21 protein-coding genes are annotated in these 14,274 nt (G+C 57.9%); 20 read left to right on the forward strand and 1 reads right to left on the reverse strand.

Annotation, left to right across the window (positions count from 1 at the left end; genetic code table 11):
• Positions 1 to 92: 92 nt before the first annotated feature.
• From ACSEXW_RS27275 to ACSEXW_RS27285, 3 genes are all read left to right on the forward strand, one after another.
• The gene (locus ACSEXW_RS27275; protein ID WP_438449337.1) at positions 93 to 368 is read left to right on the forward strand and encodes a hypothetical protein; all 276 of its coding nucleotides are present in this window, start codon (positions 93 to 95) and stop codon (positions 366 to 368) included.
• A 69-nt stretch (positions 369 to 437) separates the two neighbouring features.
• On the forward strand, positions 438 to 692 hold the full coding sequence (locus ACSEXW_RS27280) for a DUF7667 family protein (protein ID WP_438449338.1): 255 nt from the start codon (positions 438 to 440) through the stop codon (positions 690 to 692).
• Positions 689 to 898, forward strand: coding sequence for a helix-turn-helix domain-containing protein (locus ACSEXW_RS27285; RefSeq protein ID WP_438449339.1), 210 nt, complete (start codon positions 689 to 691; stop codon positions 896 to 898). Before ACSEXW_RS27280 ends, ACSEXW_RS27285 begins: the two co-directional genes overlap by 4 nt.
• A 297-nt stretch (positions 899 to 1,195) precedes the next feature.
• Here the strand turns inward: ACSEXW_RS27285 and ACSEXW_RS27290 are convergent, their stop codons facing one another.
• The gene (locus ACSEXW_RS27290) at positions 1,196 to 1,363 is read right to left on the reverse strand and encodes a hypothetical protein (protein WP_438449340.1); all 168 of its coding nucleotides are present in this window, start codon (positions 1,361 to 1,363) and stop codon (positions 1,196 to 1,198) included.
• A gap of 93 nt (positions 1,364 to 1,456) precedes the next feature.
• Between ACSEXW_RS27290 and ACSEXW_RS27295 the strand changes: the two genes are divergently transcribed.
• The 17 genes from ACSEXW_RS27295 to ACSEXW_RS27375 all read left to right on the forward strand — a co-directional run.
• On the forward strand, positions 1,457 to 1,711 hold the full coding sequence (locus ACSEXW_RS27295; protein ID WP_438449341.1) for a hypothetical protein: 255 nt from the start codon (positions 1,457 to 1,459) through the stop codon (positions 1,709 to 1,711).
• Positions 1,704 to 1,910, forward strand: coding sequence for a hypothetical protein (locus tag ACSEXW_RS27300; protein ID WP_438449342.1), 207 nt, complete (start codon positions 1,704 to 1,706; stop codon positions 1,908 to 1,910). Before ACSEXW_RS27295 ends, ACSEXW_RS27300 begins: the two co-directional genes overlap by 8 nt.
• Positions 1,907 to 2,080: a hypothetical protein gene (locus ACSEXW_RS27305; RefSeq protein ID WP_438449343.1), complete on the forward strand. Its 174-nt coding sequence runs from the start codon at positions 1,907 to 1,909 to the stop codon at positions 2,078 to 2,080. The genes ACSEXW_RS27300 and ACSEXW_RS27305 overlap by 4 nt, the downstream gene beginning before the upstream one ends.
• A 43-nt stretch (positions 2,081 to 2,123) precedes the next feature.
• Entirely contained in the window at positions 2,124 to 2,369 is a 246-nt protein-coding gene (locus ACSEXW_RS27310; RefSeq protein ID WP_438449344.1) for an AbrB/MazE/SpoVT family DNA-binding domain-containing protein, read from the forward strand.
• Between the two features lie 11 nt (positions 2,370 to 2,380).
• Positions 2,381 to 2,584, forward strand: a complete 204-nt coding sequence (locus ACSEXW_RS27315) for a hypothetical protein (protein ID WP_438449345.1) — start codon at positions 2,381 to 2,383, stop codon at positions 2,582 to 2,584.
• Positions 2,585 to 2,652: 68 nt separating this feature from the next.
• Entirely contained in the window at positions 2,653 to 3,111 is a 459-nt protein-coding gene (locus ACSEXW_RS27320; RefSeq protein ID WP_438449346.1) for a hypothetical protein, read from the forward strand.
• A complete protein-coding gene (locus ACSEXW_RS27325) occupies positions 3,111 to 4,295 on the forward strand; it encodes a DUF2800 domain-containing protein (RefSeq protein WP_438449347.1) in 1,185 nt (394 codons plus the stop codon). The genes ACSEXW_RS27320 and ACSEXW_RS27325 overlap by 1 nt, the downstream gene beginning before the upstream one ends.
• Before the next feature lie 16 nt (positions 4,296 to 4,311).
• On the forward strand, positions 4,312 to 5,163 hold the full coding sequence (locus tag ACSEXW_RS27330; RefSeq protein ID WP_438449348.1) for a DUF2815 family protein: 852 nt from the start codon (positions 4,312 to 4,314) through the stop codon (positions 5,161 to 5,163).
• A gap of 62 nt (positions 5,164 to 5,225) precedes the next feature.
• Positions 5,226 to 7,181, forward strand: a complete 1,956-nt coding sequence (locus ACSEXW_RS27335; protein WP_438449349.1) for a DNA polymerase — start codon at positions 5,226 to 5,228, stop codon at positions 7,179 to 7,181.
• Between the two features lie 13 nt (positions 7,182 to 7,194).
• Complete coding sequence (locus ACSEXW_RS27340; RefSeq protein WP_438449350.1) at positions 7,195 to 7,563, forward strand: hypothetical protein; 369 nt, start codon at positions 7,195 to 7,197, stop codon at positions 7,561 to 7,563.
• A gap of 27 nt (positions 7,564 to 7,590) precedes the next feature.
• Positions 7,591 to 9,999 carry a virulence-associated E family protein gene (locus tag ACSEXW_RS27345; protein ID WP_438449351.1) on the forward strand — a complete coding sequence of 803 codons (2,409 nt, stop codon included), beginning with the start codon at positions 7,591 to 7,593 and terminating at the stop codon, positions 9,997 to 9,999.
• Positions 10,000 to 10,305: 306 nt separating this feature from the next.
• Complete coding sequence (locus ACSEXW_RS27350; protein WP_438449352.1) at positions 10,306 to 10,584, forward strand: PDDEXK family nuclease; 279 nt, start codon at positions 10,306 to 10,308, stop codon at positions 10,582 to 10,584.
• Complete coding sequence (locus tag ACSEXW_RS27355) at positions 10,581 to 11,948, forward strand: SNF2-related protein (RefSeq protein ID WP_438449353.1); 1,368 nt, start codon at positions 10,581 to 10,583, stop codon at positions 11,946 to 11,948. Before ACSEXW_RS27350 ends, ACSEXW_RS27355 begins: the two co-directional genes overlap by 4 nt.
• A 5-nt stretch (positions 11,949 to 11,953) precedes the next feature.
• Positions 11,954 to 12,325, forward strand: a complete 372-nt coding sequence (locus tag ACSEXW_RS27360) for a DUF1360 domain-containing protein (RefSeq protein ID WP_438449354.1) — start codon at positions 11,954 to 11,956, stop codon at positions 12,323 to 12,325.
• Positions 12,322 to 12,624, forward strand: a complete 303-nt coding sequence (locus ACSEXW_RS27365; protein WP_438449355.1) for a hypothetical protein — start codon at positions 12,322 to 12,324, stop codon at positions 12,622 to 12,624. The genes ACSEXW_RS27360 and ACSEXW_RS27365 overlap by 4 nt, the downstream gene beginning before the upstream one ends.
• 76 nt (positions 12,625 to 12,700) lie before the next feature.
• Complete coding sequence (locus ACSEXW_RS27370) at positions 12,701 to 12,853, forward strand: DUF6906 family protein (protein ID WP_438449356.1); 153 nt, start codon at positions 12,701 to 12,703, stop codon at positions 12,851 to 12,853.
• 71 nt (positions 12,854 to 12,924) lie between these two features.
• Positions 12,925 to 14,274, forward strand: a 1,350-nt coding sequence (locus tag ACSEXW_RS27375; RefSeq protein ID WP_438449357.1) for a hypothetical protein, incomplete at its 3' end; no start/stop codon positions are given.

Genomic DNA, 14,274 nt, shown 5'->3' on the forward strand with positions numbered 1-14,274 from the left:
TTGCATTCAACCTGCAGTTTTATTTGCCATGCCTGCATGATAACTACAAGTTAACTGTGGTTTATCTCAGGTAACGCGGAGGTCCTGTCATTATGAATTATTACCAAGAAATTCGGAACGTATACCTTAGCCGGATGAAAGTCCTGGGTGGCGAAAGACATGAGCAAACGATCCTGAAATTATTCGAACTAGTATCTGCTGTATTTAATAAGCCCAATCTCGATGAGCTCACAAAGCCGGAATTTGAAGGTGCAATTCGGTTATGCAATTCCGTTCTCAATGCGCTAGAAAGGGTGAAGGAAAATGCGGATCAAGATCAACGGCAAGGAAGTGGAGCCGGTACAGTCGGTGGAGATCAAGCAGGCTGAGTGTTCGAATGCAGCGGCCTGGGGTGTTGTGCTGATCGGGGCACTCGCAGCGATTGGGTGGTGGTCGTTATGGCAATAGCGATCCACCCTGTACACCGCCGGATGGCGGAGCTGCAGCTGGCGGCCAAGAAGCGTGGCGGGTACCACATGCTTACTACCATGGAGCAAATCGAATTCCAGCATTGCATGCACGTCAATGCCCAATTGGTTTTACAAATCGACCAACTGAAGGAACTAGCTTACTTTACCCATTGCCTTGGTGATATGGAGTGGCAAATGGAAGTCTGCGAGCAGCTGGATGCGATGGAGGCGAGGATGGCATGAGCGGATTGCTGGGTCATAATCTGCAGCGGCATCGACACGCCATGAAACTGTCGCAACGAAAGCTTGCCGACCGGGTCGGCATCGACCGTGCTGCCATTAGCCATTACGAGCTGAACCGGCGGGAGCCGGATATCAGGACCCTGATCAAGCTGGCCAACTACTTCGATGTGTCGCTGGATGATCTGGTGGGAAGGAGCAATGTATGACGGATCTGATCATGCATCCGGCGTGGCAAGTGCTTGGATCCCTGTTGTTCCTATACGTGTTGGCGACGGTAGCCTGGGCCGTATGGTCCGGCAGCCGGGAGCAAGAAATTCATTGAATCGAGGCTAAACCATAAACCGGTGGACATGGAGGTGAAACATATGAAGGAACAGCAAAAAGAAACCGCCGTAGCGGCGGCGGTCACTTTAGAGCAAACGATAACAAATTTGCTTTGTCACATCAATAAACTCGTAGATGCAGGCGATTACGAAACAACGACTAAGCTGATTGAGTCCACATCAGACTTGATTTCTACCACTCGCTTCTTTGACCGCTTCTAAAATTTGTTTATAAATTAGACCGATCGCTTCTCCTGCTTTAACTGGATCATTGACAAGCGGTTTTCCTTGGATGGCTGCAATTGTTATTTCTTTAGCTATTTGCTCATGTCTTTCGATAATGCTCATGTTGTTCCCTCCTTCCTATACATTTTTGGTTAGTCTGGACAAATATTCGGCAATTGGAAGGGAATACCTTCTTTTGAAAGTGAGGAGAAAACCATGAAACCGAAATCCGTGGTATTAAAAGGCGGGGCCATAGCGGTCTTGGATACGGTGGCCAATATCATGAAGTTGTACGAGGAGGATGGATTCGATGGCGTCTATATCCCGCCCCGAATGGTCCGGATCTCCGGGAGGTCGGATCTGCTCCAGCTCCGGGATCTCTTGAATGACGCCTTCCCGCCGGAAGAACTAGTCGCTGCGGCGCAGGCGCTGGAACGAGCGGTACTGGAGCGGGTTGATCACGATGAATAAGCATGACCGCCGTCGGATTGGTGCCCTAATCACCGCGCTAAAGCTGGCAGAGGATAAGGCCGAGACGGCTCTCCTGTACCTCTCCGTCCAGGATCAGCCGACCGATGAGCTGATGGCTGTCGGGCTGGCCCGGGAGCATATCGAGTTGGCGCTTGAGGCGTTAGGCGCCGGGAAGGGAGGTGAGGAGCAAAGGTCATGAATCCATATGTGGGGATGTCCGAAGATAATCTGACCAATTTACTGAAACTGAAGCGTACCATGATATCCACTCTGAAAGAAGAAGTCAGGCAGATCGAAGAAGCCTTGAAAATGAAAAACAGCCCTTCGCGGGGTAGGAGCCCGGAGAGCTGCAGCAAGGAAAAATATTAATCGATAGCTCCATTATAGCATGGGGCAGAAGGAGATCAAAGACATGATCAAAGCAACGGGAATTGTAAGGCAAGTTGACCCCCTCGGCCGGGTGGTCCTTCCGATGGAGCTGCGACGCACGCTGGGGATCGGCGAGAAGGATGCGCTGGAGATCTACGTCACGGACCAAGGCATCATGCTGAAGAAATACCAGCCGGCGTGTATTTTCTGCGGGAACGCCGACAACGTTATCTACTTCAAGGAGAAGCTCGTCTGCGGCGGCTGTAAGGCAGAAATGAAGGAATGCTGAAGGCCCAATGCGTGGACCAAAACGGGAAGCCGGTCGGACCCATCATCATATTGGCAGACGAGGGCGCCGCTTGGGAATATCTTCGGGCGCAGAAGCGAATCCATCATGAAGTCCGGATCTTGGACGGGAGGAAGGTATACGCCGTCTCCAAGGAGGATCAGGTCCTTCGACCGAAGCGATGGCGGCGTTGGGAGAGATTCCTATCGCAGCTGTGAAAAGGGGGTGATGTTTGGAACAAAAGCCGCAAGAAAGCTCCATCATTTCATATAAGGAGGATTTATACATGCCTGTTCAAATCTCCATCACCGGCGAAACCGCTGCGCAAGCATTGCAAGAATTGAAGGACCTGGCGTCGGGGTACGCGACATCGTCGACTGAAGCCGTCCCGTCCCCTGTGTCTGCCCCTGCTCCCTCGTATCAACAGCCGACGTATGTCGCACCGATCGCACCAGCCACCCTTCCCCCGTCTTCCGTGCCTACGGTAGCGCCGACTTCGGGGAGCTCCAACTATCCGCCTGCAGCTTCACCTGCGCCGACACCGACTTCGGTCCCCACGGCGCCGGCCCCGACCTACACCATGGAGCAGCTTGGTGTGGCCGCCGGTCCTCTGGTGGATCAAGGGCGCGGTCCGGAATTAACAACCTGGCTGCATCAACACGGGGCGTCCGCCTTGACTAATTTGGATCAGGCCAAATACGGCGAATTCGCCATCTACCTGCGTAGCCTGGGGGCCAGGATCTAATGACGGAAATTGCCCATGCCGAAAGGCAGCACGCCATCCTATCGGCCAGCGGGGCCCACCGGTGGCTGCACTGCACCCCTAGTGCCCGCCTGGAGGCCACTCTGCCGGACACGGAAAGCGAGGCAGCACAGCGCGGAACGCTGGCCCATGAGATCGCTGAGCTGAAACTTCGGAAATATTTCAGCGAGCCGATGGGCCCGCGAAAATTCAATGCCGCCATGAAGAAGTTCCATGAGCATCCGCTGTATGAGCCCTGCATCGAAGAGCACACGAACGCTTATGTGGAATACGTGCAGCAGGTCGTGCACTCCTTCCCGCAGCAGCCTTACGTGGCCATCGAACGACGGCTGGACCTTACGACTTACGTTCCGGAGGGTTTCGGTACAGGGGATTGCATCGTGATTGGCTCCAAGCAGCTCCGGATCATCGACTACAAGAACGGATCCGGGGTGCCCGTTCCAGCAGAGGATAACCCCCAGATGAAGCTCTACGCTCTCGGCGCGCTTCGTGCTTACTCCATGCTCTATGACATTGAGACCGTTCATCTGGCCATCGTCCAGCCGAAGGTCTGGGATGTTCCCTCCGAATGGTCCCTTCCGGTGGCGGATCTGCTGGCGTGGGGCGAATCCATCAAGCCGATCGCCCAGCTAGCCTTCGCTGGTGAAGGGGAGTATCAGGTCGGCAGCCATTGTGGGTTTTGCCGGGCCAAGTCGACCTGCAGGGCTCGAGTGGAAGTGCTCCTTAACGCCGGCGAGAAGGCCCCTCTAAAACCCCCTCTGATCGGCTGGGATGAGGTGGCGGATGTTCTCCGACGCGCCGAAGGGATCGTCAGCTGGTACAACGGCTTGAAGGAACTGGCCCTGGCTGAGGCCCTGCAAGGCGTTACGATCCCAGGGTGGAAGGCCGTGGAGGGGCGTGGATCTCGTCAGTACGCCGACATGGACACCGCCTTCGCACACCTGCAGCAGAATGGGATCGCGGATGCCGTGTTGTACGAACGCAAGCCCATCACCCCTGCCGCCCTGGAGAAGGCGCTCGGCAAGAAGCAATACCGAGAGCTCCTCGAAGAACCAGGACTCGTAGTCACGAAACCCGGCGCCCCGACACTGGTGCCCGAAAGCGATAAACGCGAAGCGATCACGAACCGGATTACGCCCGAAACGGCATTTGCTCAACCCATCTAAAAGGAGGAACCTTCAAATGACCAATCAGCAAAATGCAACGACTGTAACTACAGGGCAGGTACGTCTCAGCTATGTCCACTTGTTCCAACCGCATGCTAATCAGCCGGGGCAGGAGCCAAGATATGGCACCACCATTCTGATTCCGAAAACGGACGTCGCCACGATGCAGCGAATCCAGACTGCTATGCAAGCTGCCATACAGAAAGGAGTGTCCGGCATCTGGAGCGGAGCCCGCCCGCCACAGCCCCAGCTCCCGGTATGGGATGGCGACGGGCTCAGAAAGAATGGAGAGCCGTTTGGTCCGGAGTGCAAGGGTCATTGGGTAATCACCGCCAGCTCTAAACAGCAACAAGCTATTGTTGACTTGAATCTGAACCCGATCATCAACCAATCCGAAATCTACAGCGGAATCTTCGCTCGAGTAAGCATCAACTTCTTCCCGTTCTCGAATAGTGGGAATCGCGGAGTGGGAGCGGGACTTGGCCCTGTACAGAAGGTTGCAGACGGGGAACCGCTAGGCGGCCGTATTACCGCTGATCAGGCGTTCGGAGCAGGCTTTACCCCAGCACCGGCGCCGCAAGGGTGGGAGCAGGCCGCGCCGCCGCAGCAATACCCACCGCAACAGCCACCCGCCTTCCCGGGCTATGGACAATCCGCGGGCGCTCCCCAAGGATTCAGCCAGCCCCCTGCAACACCGCAGGCATACGGCCAACAGCCGCCATCGGCTCCACAGTATGGCCAGGCACCACAATACGGTCAGCCCCCGGCTGCCCCGCAGGGTTATGGCCAACCGCCTGCAGCACCGGCACAGCAAGGCATTGACCCGATTACTGGAAAGCCGTTGAATGGTGCAGTCTGGGGAATCTAATCCGCGCCTTATCGAGGTAAGGGGTTCTTCGGAGCCCCTTTACCTACCATGCAGGAGGGAACATGAGACATCTCTCGATTGATATTGAGACCTTCAGCTCCGTTGAGATCAAAAAGGCCGGGCTATACCGATACGTGCAGTCCCCGGATTTTCAAGTTCTGCTGTTTGCCTACTCCTGGGACGGAGGTCCGGTTCAGATTGTGGACTTTGCTCAGGGAGAGAAGCTACCGGAGGAGATTTGGACGGGGCTTTCGGATCCCAATGTCCAGAAGCACGCCTACAACGCCGCCTTCGAGTGGTACAGCTTGAACAAGTTTTGGCGCTCACCGCTTGAGCAGTGGCGCTGCACGCAAGTCCACGGCCTGTACTGCGGGTATCCCGCCGGGCTGGGGGCGGTCGGCGAGGCGCTGGGTCTCCCCCAGGATAAACGGAAACTCGGCGTCGGCGGATCCCTGATCCGGACCTTCTGCGTGCCGACCAAGCCGAATAAGACCAATGGCATGCGGACCCGGACGCTCCCACATCACGAACCGGAGAAGTGGCAGCTATTCAAGGATTACTGTGTGGGCGACGTGGTGGCCGAGATGGAGATTCTCCGCCGGCTGTCGGTGTTCCCGGTACCGGAGCAGGAGTGGCAGCTCTGGCAGTTGGACCAGCGGATCAACGCCCGAGGCATCGCCTGCGACCTACAGCTCGTAGAGGGCGCCTTGGCCGTGGATCAAGCAATCACTGAGCAGCTGACGGCGGAGGCGGTCCGGCTCTCCGGACTGGATAACCCCAAGTCGGTGCAACAGCTTCGGAAGTGGCTCACGGAGGAGATCGGTGAAGAAGTGGAGGACCTTCGGAAGGATACGGTCAAGAGCCTTATCAAGACGACGGAAGAGGGCCCGGCCAGGCGCGTCCTGGAGATCCGGCAGGAGCTCTCTAAAACAAGCACCAAGAAGTATGCCGCCATGAAGACAGTGGCCTGTGACGACGGCCGGGTCCGGGGCCTGCTCCAGTTTTACGGGGCGAACCGAACCGGACGGTGGGCAGGGCGTCTGGTGCAGGTCCATAACCTCCCCAAGAATAAGATGGACACCTTGGAATTCGCTCGACAGCTGGTTATCGACCAGAAGGTCGAGCTCCTGAAGATGATCTACGGCAATGTGCCAGATGTACTCTCGCAGTTGATCCGGACCGCCTTCGTGGCGCCAGATGGGCGCAGGCTCCTGGTCGCAGACTTCTCCGCGATCGAGGCCCGGGTTATCGCCTGGCTCGCGGGGGAACAGTGGCGGCTCGATGTGTTCAACGGCCACGGCAAGATCTACGAGGCATCGGCGAGCCAGATGTTTGGTATTCCCCTCGAGGAAATCGACAAGGAGCTCCGGCAGAAGGGCAAGGTGGCGGAGCTGGCCCTCGGATACCAAGGAGGCCCAGGGGCACTGGTGGCCATGGGGGCCCTCGGAATGGGGCTCTCGGAGGAGGAGCTGCCTGAGATTGTGACGCGTTGGCGGAATGCCAACCGGAGGATCGTGGATCTGTGGTACGCCTTCGAAAATGCGGCCCTTCAGGTCATGCAGACCGGGCAACCAGTGGGCGTTCGGGGCATTCTTTTTGCCCGAGAGAGCCATTACGGCAACGGTCTCGACTTCTTCACCGTGCAGCTGCCAAGTGGCCGGAAGCTGTTCTACGTGCAGCCCACGCTGGCAGAGAATGACTTCGGCAAGCAGGCCCTGCATTACATGGGCCCGGACCAGAAGACGGGTAAGTGGACGCGGATATCCACCTATGGAGGCAAGCTGGTGGAGAATATTGTCCAGGCGATCGCCCGGGACTGCTTGGCCGTGACGCTTATGCGGGCGGAGGCGGCCGGCTTCGAGACAGTGCTCCACGTGCACGACGAGCTGGGTATCGAGGGGGATCAACAGGAAGATCTGGATCGGATCTTGGCCATGATGGCGGAGCCGATTTCCTGGGCGCCGGGGCTGCCGCTCAAGGCTGCCGGGTTCACGACGCAGTTCTACATGAAGGATTAAAGGAGGCCGTAAAATGTCCCCAGTTATGAAGAAGTCCTCGCAAGACCGTGTTCAAAGAGCCCTTCAAGATGCTGCACTCCGCGAGGCAGCATTGGAACGCAAGCGGGAGGCAGAGGCGGCGCGGAAGCGCGCAGAGGCGGAGGAGCGGGAGCGACTTCGGCGGGATCGGGCGCGGCCCCGGATGGCACTGCCGGCGGCCTATCAGGGAGAGACGATGTATATCCACCGCGCGATCTACGACAACATCATGAAGCGGAAGGACATTACGATCACCCGGATGTGGCCCAAAGCGGATAATGGGAAGCATTCGCTAGTGATCGAGTACTCGACCCGAACGGGGCGCGGCACATACGAGCTGAACGACCTTGGGCCGAAGCCCTGAAACCTATGACGCAAGGCGGGGTGCCCCATGATTCACGATAGACAGATCACCATCTCGGCCGCCGGGAGCCGCCAAGCGACGCACTGGCCGGCACAGACGCTGTATTGGTCGGAGCTGGTGGATCGGCTGCGGGTGGCTTCTCGTGGCACAGAAACCTTAGCGCAGTACCTGAGCCTCCCGAAGTCAGAACAGGACCGCCTGAAAGACGTCGGCGGGTTCGTGGCTGGCACGCTGGCCGGGGGGCGCCGAAAGGCCTCCGCGGTGGTCAGCCGGGACGTTTTGACGCTGGACCTCGACAACATTCCTGCAGGCGGGACGACGGATGTGCTCCGCCGGCTGGAGGGCCTCGGATGCGGTTTCGCCGTCTACAGCACTCGGAAGCATCACGAAGCGAAGCCTCGGCTCCGTGTCCTGGTACCGCCGGACCGAACGGTAACGGCGGACGAATACGAGCCGCTGGCGCGCAAGCTCGCCCAGATCATCGGGATCGAGCTGGCGGATCCGACAACCTTCGAGACCAACCGGCTTATGTACTGGCCCAGCTGCTCTTCGGATAGCTCTTTCGTTTACCACTTCGGGGATAAGCCTTTTGTCTCCGCCGACGGGCTTCTGGCCATGTACTCCAACTGGCGCAACATTACAGAGTGGCCTGAAGTACCGGGAGTCAGCCAGGCACACATCCGTCTGGCCGCCAAGCAGGGGGACCCGCAGGCGAAGCCCGGCATCGTCGGAGCGTTCTGCCGGGTATACGACATCCCGGGGGCTATCGAAGCGTTCCTCCCCGGTGTGTACCTTCCTGTGGAGGACGGAAGCGGCCGCCTGACCTACGCCGGCGGCTCCACGGTGGGCGGCGCTGTCCTCTATGACAACGACCAATTCCTCTACTCCCACCACGCCACAGACCCGGTCAGTGGCCGTCTGGTGAACGCGTTCGATCTGATCCGAATCCACAAGTTCGGGGATCAGGACGACGAGGCGAAGCCCGGGACTCCGACCAACAAGCTGCCGAGCTTCACAGCGATGACGGCACTTGCGCTGCAGCTGGACCCGGTAGCAGACCTGATGAAACGGGAGCGATTCGAGAAGGCTGTAGCCCAGTTCTCTAGCGGTGAAGAGACGGCCCCGACGGCGCCGGAAGACTTGAATTGGATGAAGAAGCTCGAGATCAACAGCAGCGGCCTGTACCTGAAGACAGTGGACAACATCCTGGTGATCCTCGAACATGACCCGGCGCTGAAGGGCAAGGTGGCCTTCGATGAGTTCGCCAATCGGGGCCTGGTGCTGGGGCCGCTACCGTGGGATGCCCGGGAGGATCGGCGGCCGTGGGCAACTTCAGACGACGCCGGGATCTACCACTACATCGAGAAGGTGTACGGCATTGCCGTGGAGACAAAGATCAATCTGGCCCTCGCCCTGGTCGCCCACAAGAATCGGTTTAATGACGTGAAGCGGTACCTGGAGGGGCTGACGTGGGACGGAGTTCCCCGGTTGGACACCCTGCTACGAGACTATCTCGGGGCGGAGGACAATGCCTACACCCGGGCCGTCTCCCGGAAATCCTTCACGGCGGCCGTGGCGCGAGCTATGGAGCCGGGTGTCAAGTTTGACTATATGGTCATTCTGGCGGGGCTCCAGGGCCTAGGGAAAAGTACCTTCTTGCGGATAATGGGTAAAAACTGGTTCAGCGATAGTCTGCAGACGTTTGAAGGCAAAGAGGCCTGCGAGATGATCCAAGGCGTGTGGATCAACGAGGTTGGGGAACTGACGGGGATGAGCAAGTCGGAGAGCAATGCCGTCAAGCAGTTCCTGAGCCGCACGGAGGACATCTACCGGGAGGCGTATGGGAAGCGGACGATGCCTTATCCCCGGCGCTGCGTTTTCTTCGGTACGACGAACGACAGCGAGTTTCTGCGGGACCGGACGGGAAATCGCCGATTCTGGCCGGTGGATGTTGGGAACCAGAAACCCACGAAAAGCGTGTTCCGGGATCTGGCCGGAGAGGTCGATCAGATTTATGCGGAAGCGGTCATGCGGTGGCAATTGGGAGAGCCCCTGTATCTGTCCGGGGAAGCGGAGGATTTGGCCAAAGAACAGCAGGAGGCCCATCGGGAGAGCAGCGCCAAGGAGGGGATAATCCGGGGATTCGTCGAGAAGCGGGTACCGGAGGATTGGCCGAAGCGGGATCTGCCGGCAAGGCTGATGTACTGGGGCGGGGAGTTCGGGAAACCCCATGGAGGGCCAGTCGGGGCCCGGGACCGCATATGCGCCGCCGAGGTGTGGTGTGAATGCTTCCGATCGGACATCAAGTTTATGCGACAGTCGGACACCCGGGAAATCAACGGGATTCTGGCGTCCATCCCAGGGTGGGAGGAGTACAGAGGATGGTTCGGACCCTACAACTGGCAGCGAGGATATCGGAAAACTCTCACCAAATAGCGATATGACACTTGGACAGATGGGGTTGGACAGTCTCACAAGTGTCCAAGATTGGGTGTTGGACAGATTTACAAGTGTCCAAGTGAGTGTCCAACCAAGTGTCCAAGAAAAAAACCGCGTCATTCCTACACCTATTATACTTATTTGACACTTTGACACTTAACTCTAGTTAAAGATAAAAATAAAGAAATATAGAATATAGGGCCTTATATATACCGCCTAATACGCCTGATTATAAATAAGTTACGCGTGCAGGCGCGCGTACATGTGCGCACACGCGTAACACAGCATTGGGAGGGTTGTCAAGTGCGAGAACGTGCAATCGAAACGTACCTCCGCGACCAGGTACGCGACGCCGGCGGACGAGCGTATAAATTCGTCAGCCCTGGGAACAATGGGGTGCCCGATCGGCTGGTGATCTTGCCAGGAGGCCGTATCTATTTCGTTGAGCTAAAGGCGCCCGGGGAGCAGCCGACCAAGCTGCAGCAGGTTCAGCATCGTACGCTGCAGAGCATGGGGTGTTCAGTGCAGGTGATCGACAGCAAGGAGCGGGTGGATCAGTTTATCCGGGAGGTCAACACATGACCCGGAAAAAGTTTGCACCGTGGGATTATCAGCGGTATTGCATTAACCGGATGCTGGCCGACGAGGCATTGGGGCTTTTCCTGGGCCTCGGACTAGGGAAAACCGTCATCACCCTGACGGCCATCAACGACCTAAAGTACAACCGGTTCGCCATCCGGCGGGCGCTGGTCATTGCCCCGAAGAAGGTAGCCGAGGCGACCTGGAGTTTCGAGGCCGCCAAGTGGCAGCACCTTGCCCACCTCCGGATCATTCCGGTATTGGGCAGCAAGGCCAAACGGATCCGCGCGCTGAACACACCAGGGGATGTCTGGGTGATCAACCGGGACAATGTGAAGTGGCTGGTGGAGCATTATCGAAACGCCTGGCCTTTCGATATGGTGGTGCTGGATGAGCTGTCCAGCTTTAAGAATCATCAGGCCCAGCGGTTCAAGGTGCTGACCTGGATCCGGCCGCACGTGAAGCGGATTGTTGGGCTGACCGGTACGCCGGCGCCGAATGGCCTTTTGGACTTGTGGGCCCAGATCTACTTGTTGGATGAGGGGCAGCGGCTGGAGAAACGAATTACCCATTTCCGGGAGAAATACTTTGAACGGAATTACAACGGCTTCGGCTATACGCCAAAGCCTGGGGCGGACGACATCATCCATCAGCGATTGAGCGACATTTGCATCAGCATGAAGGCGGAGGACTACCTGGAGTTGCCGGACGCCGTGCCGCATATCATCCCCGTGGTACTGGATGACAAGGCGGCGGAGCTTTACAAGCGGATGGAGCGGGACCTGCTGCTGGAGATCGCGGATACAGAGATCACGGCCACCAGTGCTGCAGCCTTGACTGGCAAGCTGCTGCAGATGTGTAACGGGGCTCTATACGACGGGGATCGGACCGTTCATGAGATTCACGACTGCAAGATCGAGGCTTTCATGGAATTGATCGAGCAGTTGAACGGTGCGCCAGCCTTGGTCTTTTACAGCTATCAGCACGACCTGACCCGGATTCACAACGCGTTGAAAGGAATAGGCCTTCGTGTCCGTGAGCTTCGGACGCCGGAAGACCAGCTGGACTGGAACGACGGCAAAATCGATATCCTGCTGGCCCACCCGGCCAGTGCTGCATACGGACTGAACTTACAGGATGGCGGCAACCATGTGGTATGGTTCGGGCTCAATTGGTCGCTGGAGCTGTATCAGCAAGCCAACGGTCGTCTGCACCGGCAGGGGCAGGCACAGAAGGTCATCTTGCATCACCTGGTCGTTCAGGGCGGCGCCGATGAAGATGTCATGGCTGCCTTGGAGGATAAAGCATCGACCCAGGACCGGTTACTGGACGCCTTGAAGGCGCGAATTGAGAAAACAAGGAGCTGATTGTGGTGACCACCCTGATCGTATTATTCCTGGCGGCGTACCGCCTGACCCATTTGGTTGTCTTTGATAAAGTCTTCGAGCCGATCCGGAACCTGTTCGTCCGCCGGTATTATAACAATACACCGGAGGGGCTGCAGGTCCAGTACAGGCTAAAGGGCGGACCGGTCCGCCGGTTCATCGGCAAGATCATGAACTGCTTCTGGTGCACCGGCGTGTGGGTATCCTTCGGGGTTGTCGGAGTCAACGTTCTGGTGGATTGGATGTACTGGTGTCTGTTGGCCTTGGCCTTGGCCGGGTTCATCGGGATCGTGGGGACCTGGTGGACCAAACAAGTCGGATTTCCCGAAGCATCCCCGAAGGAGGATGAGCCGTCATGAACGACGTCCAGCGGAGGAAGTTCCGGCAGAAGATGCAGCAGGCAACGGATCAGCAATTCTGGGAATGGATGAACGTGGTCCACTTCAACGCGTACCAGACCGGACAGAAGCATATCCTGGAGGCCATGAGCTGTCATCCGCGGATCAGTAAAAAGATGGTCGGTGAAGTGGAGGAGAAGGGGCAGAAGATCCGGGAGGAATGGGACGGTATGAAGACCGTGGAGTTGGAGTTCTCGATCGACAAGCTGCTGTACGGGAGGGAACGGGTATGCCCCCATTGCCAGAAGACCATCGACTGATGCGCGGGATCTGGAACGGTCTTCTTCTCGAAGCGGCCGCAGCTGGCATGATCATTCTCCTTTGGAGGTGGTTCGCGTGAAGCAAGAAAAGAAGCCCACACGGCAGCAGAAGATCCGGATGGAGCTGGCCGGCTTGAACCCGGGGCACTGGACGGTGGAGCGCGATACCCCGACAGAGTTGGTGATACGGCACCGGGAGACCGATACAAAGAGGACACTTCGAAAGTGAAGACGCCGGAGAGCTGGTACCGGACGACGGGGGAGCAATTGTTGCGAGAATTCTTCAGGAGGTTCCTGGCTATGAGTAAAAACGTTGTCCGAGACCAGCAACGCGAGGTGCGGTTACAGATTCATGACCTGATGGAGCAGCACTGTAAAAATTGCGATGCTGCGAGAGGGCTAAAAGCATTCAGCCGATGGGCAGAGTTGAAAGAGGTGTGCAACGGGTGCGATATACAGAAACAGGCCCAAGAACTGGCCCGCCCGCTATGGGAAGTCAGCCCGGAACGGAAAAAGCTGGCCGTTGGCGAGGCCTATTTTGAGCCCGTGAAGGAGGTCAAGAAGCCTATGGCAGCCAGAACGAAGCAGCGCGGAAAGATCGTGCCGGCCAAGAGCAAAGAGGCGGAGCAGCGTGCGGCGGTTAACAGCCCAGTCAAGAGTTACACCATGAGTCCGGAGGAGCTAGAGGATCTTCGAGCCCGGACCGGGTACCGGGAGCCGGCAGCAGCAGCACCGCCTCCGGAGAACCGGTCTTCGGAGAAACAAGCGGAGCGAGCCCATAAACGGCATGACGGCCGAGCGAAGCAGGGGCCGGACAACGGGAAAACCCGGGAGGACTTCCTTCATGGAGTCGCTGCTGGGAAGACGGTCACGGCCATCGAGAAGGAATGGGGCATGAAGCCAGGGACCTTGGCCTATTGGGTCGGGAAGTGGAATGTTCGAGGATTTACGCCGGGGAGGGCGCGTGAGATGTTAGCAAAGACCGATTCGAATGCGGGAGCGGAGCCGGTACTACCGGATCAAGGAGTCGCGAAAGAAGTAGAGCTGGGAGTCCACAATGAAGCCGTATGGCAGCTGACGGTCGAAGACTTCAACAAGGCCTTCCAGTCCGTCGAGGAGCACCGGCTCCGGGCGGAGAAAGCGGAATCCGACCTGCGAAGTGAAGAGCTAAAGATGGAGACTCAAAGACGACGGTCAGACAAGGCAGAGCAAGATCTCACCAGGATGCGGGAGCAGCTTTTGGAGGAGCAGCGGGGCCACGAGGAAGCCGTTGAGCTGCTGAATGAGACCAAGCGCCGGCTAAATGTGGCGGAAGAGAAACTTGCTGCAGCTGAGGCCGCTGCCATGGTTCTGCATCACCGACAGACTGAGCCGGCAGCCGCCCCGACATACCCCTTCCCCGTCATCGCGTTGACCTATGGGCTGATCGACTTCGGCGGGGACCGGGCGGCCCAGCGGGAAAAGTGCATCGAGGAGGCGGACGAATACAGCACCGAAGTCGAGGCGGCCAACATCGACATCAACCGGGCAGCGTCGGAGCTGTACGATGCCGGCCAGGCCTTCGTCGGGCTGATCCGCAAGCAGCTGCAGGAGCTATTGGTCGACAATACGGACGATGCGGTCCGGCGGTATTTTGAAAAGCAGAACCGG

This window comes from Oryzibacillus soli, from assembly GCF_051594765.1.
GTDB lineage: Bacteria > Bacillota > Bacilli > Paenibacillales > NBRC-103111 > Paenibacillus_AR.

Bases quoted from the DNA above. Each gene is read 5' to 3' on its own strand.
- ACSEXW_RS27275 (WP_438449337.1), top strand. From the start codon at position 93: ATGAATTATTACCAAGAAATTCGGAACGTATACCTTAGCCGGATGAAA.
- ACSEXW_RS27280 (WP_438449338.1), top strand. From the start codon at position 438: ATGGCAATAGCGATCCACCCTGTACACCGCCGGATGGCGGAGCTGCAG.
- ACSEXW_RS27285 (WP_438449339.1), top strand. From the start codon at position 689: ATGAGCGGATTGCTGGGTCATAATCTGCAGCGGCATCGACACGCCATG.
- ACSEXW_RS27290 (WP_438449340.1), bottom strand. From the start codon at position 1,363: ATGAGCATTATCGAAAGACATGAGCAAATAGCTAAAGAAATAACAATT.
- ACSEXW_RS27295 (WP_438449341.1), top strand. From the start codon at position 1,457: ATGAAACCGAAATCCGTGGTATTAAAAGGCGGGGCCATAGCGGTCTTG.
- ACSEXW_RS27300 (WP_438449342.1), top strand. From the start codon at position 1,704: ATGAATAAGCATGACCGCCGTCGGATTGGTGCCCTAATCACCGCGCTA.
- ACSEXW_RS27305 (WP_438449343.1), top strand. From the start codon at position 1,907: ATGAATCCATATGTGGGGATGTCCGAAGATAATCTGACCAATTTACTG.
- ACSEXW_RS27310 (WP_438449344.1), top strand. From the start codon at position 2,124: ATGATCAAAGCAACGGGAATTGTAAGGCAAGTTGACCCCCTCGGCCGG.
- ACSEXW_RS27320 (WP_438449346.1), top strand. From the start codon at position 2,653: ATGCCTGTTCAAATCTCCATCACCGGCGAAACCGCTGCGCAAGCATTG.
- ACSEXW_RS27325 (WP_438449347.1), top strand. From the start codon at position 3,111: ATGACGGAAATTGCCCATGCCGAAAGGCAGCACGCCATCCTATCGGCC.
- ACSEXW_RS27330 (WP_438449348.1), top strand. From the start codon at position 4,312: ATGACCAATCAGCAAAATGCAACGACTGTAACTACAGGGCAGGTACGT.
- ACSEXW_RS27335 (WP_438449349.1), top strand. From the start codon at position 5,226: ATGAGACATCTCTCGATTGATATTGAGACCTTCAGCTCCGTTGAGATC.
- ACSEXW_RS27340 (WP_438449350.1), top strand. From the start codon at position 7,195: ATGTCCCCAGTTATGAAGAAGTCCTCGCAAGACCGTGTTCAAAGAGCC.
- ACSEXW_RS27345 (WP_438449351.1), top strand. From the start codon at position 7,591: ATGATTCACGATAGACAGATCACCATCTCGGCCGCCGGGAGCCGCCAA.
- ACSEXW_RS27355 (WP_438449353.1), top strand. From the start codon at position 10,581: ATGACCCGGAAAAAGTTTGCACCGTGGGATTATCAGCGGTATTGCATT.
- ACSEXW_RS27365 (WP_438449355.1), top strand. From the start codon at position 12,322: ATGAACGACGTCCAGCGGAGGAAGTTCCGGCAGAAGATGCAGCAGGCA.